This is a genomic window from Nocardia sp. NPDC060220 (genome assembly GCF_042727815.1).
Classification (GTDB): domain Bacteria; phylum Actinomycetota; class Actinomycetes; order Mycobacteriales; family Mycobacteriaceae; genus Nocardia.
In genome coordinates this window covers 1-1476 of record NZ_JBHWZY010001248.1, presented here as the reverse complement: position 1 = coordinate 1476, position 1476 = coordinate 1, and the positions used below count along the sequence as shown (strand labels likewise).

At 64.0% G+C, this 1476-nt stretch carries 3 protein-coding genes; 2 read left to right on the top strand and 1 reads right to left on the bottom strand.

Features of this window, described 5'->3' with window-relative positions:
• Both ACFWF3_RS35745 and ACFWF3_RS35740 read left to right on the top strand, forming a co-directional pair.
• On the top strand, window positions 1–299 hold a 299-nt coding region (locus ACFWF3_RS35745; protein WP_379318569.1), incomplete at its 5' end, for a dihydrofolate reductase family protein.
• A 37-nt stretch (window positions 300–336) separates the two neighbouring features.
• A complete protein-coding gene (locus tag ACFWF3_RS35740; RefSeq protein WP_379318567.1) occupies window positions 337–1026 on the top strand; it encodes a class I SAM-dependent methyltransferase in 690 nt (229 codons plus the stop codon).
• Window positions 1027–1262: 236 nt separating this feature from the next.
• Here the strand turns inward: ACFWF3_RS35740 and ACFWF3_RS35735 are convergent.
• Window positions 1263–1476, bottom strand: a 214-nt coding sequence (locus tag ACFWF3_RS35735) for a DUF4246 family protein (RefSeq protein ID WP_379318565.1), incomplete at its 5' end; no start/stop codon positions are given.

Sequence of the window (1476 nt, the reverse complement as noted above, 5' to 3'; positions counted from 1 at the left end):
CGTCGTTCACCCTGGCCGACACCACTTTCCACTTCATCGATGCCGCCCCGAAGGACGCGCTCGCGCAGGCTCTGGATGCCGCCGACGGCAAGGATGTACGCATCGGCGGCGGTGTCGCCACGGTCCGCGAATTCCTCGCCGCCGACCTCATCGACGCCATGCACATCGTCGTCGCACCGGTGGAAATCGGTGCGGGCGAACGCCTGTGGGAAAGCCCCGACGAATACGACGACCGCTTCCACCACGAGCAGGTCCCCAGCCCCAGCGGAGTCGTCCACCACTTCTTCTGGCGTCGGTGAAGTATCGCGTGACCTGCGCGGCAGCGATAATTGTGTGGTGCCAACAGATCCCGTCCTGCTCGACGACCTGACGCTGGAACAGTCCTCGGTAGTCGCGAACAACGCGATGAACCGCGGCCGAGGACTGTCCGGTGTGAACAGCTACGCCCGCGAACTCGGATTCGACCCCTACGAGGTACTCGCCGAGCGCTTGCGCGCCGACCCCACCGCCCGGGTCACGTGGATCGACGTCTGCTGCGGCTCCGGTCGGGCCCTGCTCGAAGCGGAGGAACGATTCGACCGCGAATTCCCGACCGCCGACGTCACCATCATCGGCCTCGACCTCGTCGACTTCTTCCTGAACAAACCCCGCACCCCACGCCTGCGCCTGCTCACCACCTCGGCGACAACCTGGACCCCGCCTCGCGAAGCCGACCTCGTGACCTGCGTGCACGGCCTGCACTACATCGGCGACAAACTGGCTCTCATCGAGACGATGGCGAGCTGGCTCACCCCCGATGGTTTCTTCGCCGCCGACTTCGATCCAGCTGAGATCCGCCGCGCCAACGGTTCACCGATAACCGAGGCGGTCGTCGAAGCCCTCAGAGCGGCGGGCCTGACATACAACCGTCGCCAGATCAACGGCCACGGTCGGCCTCGATTCGCCGCCACCTACCTCGGCGCCGACCCGAAGGCAGGCCCCGGCTATACCGGCCAACCCTCGGTGGTCTCGTACTACGACTGGTGAATCACGGTCGAAATCCGGTGTCGCTCATCTCCAGCGCTGACAGAGACGCGGTCGAGCAGATTCAGCGAAGCGCGACCTCGCCACCCGAGAATGCGGAGTCGTGCAGTTCGAGCGTGGTCGGCACGGTTCCGGTGGGCACGTCGAAGACGACAACCACCTGTATCGAGTTTCCGGGTTGATATCCGACATCATGGCGGTGCCGTCGTTGACGTTGATTCCCTCACCATGCATCGAGATCAGTGTTCGCAGAGGGAGAATTCGCGTTCGTACAGTTCGTTGTTGTGTTCGTCGACGAAGAACTTACGCTCGCGCATCAGTTCCGTGCGGAAGGCGTCGGCCTGGGCCGCGGTCATCGTCGAGGTCGGGGACCAGGGTTGTTGGGGTGGGATGTCGGAGGTCGAGACAATGGTTATCGAAGGGTCGACCAGGAAGAAGGCCAGGATCTTGCGG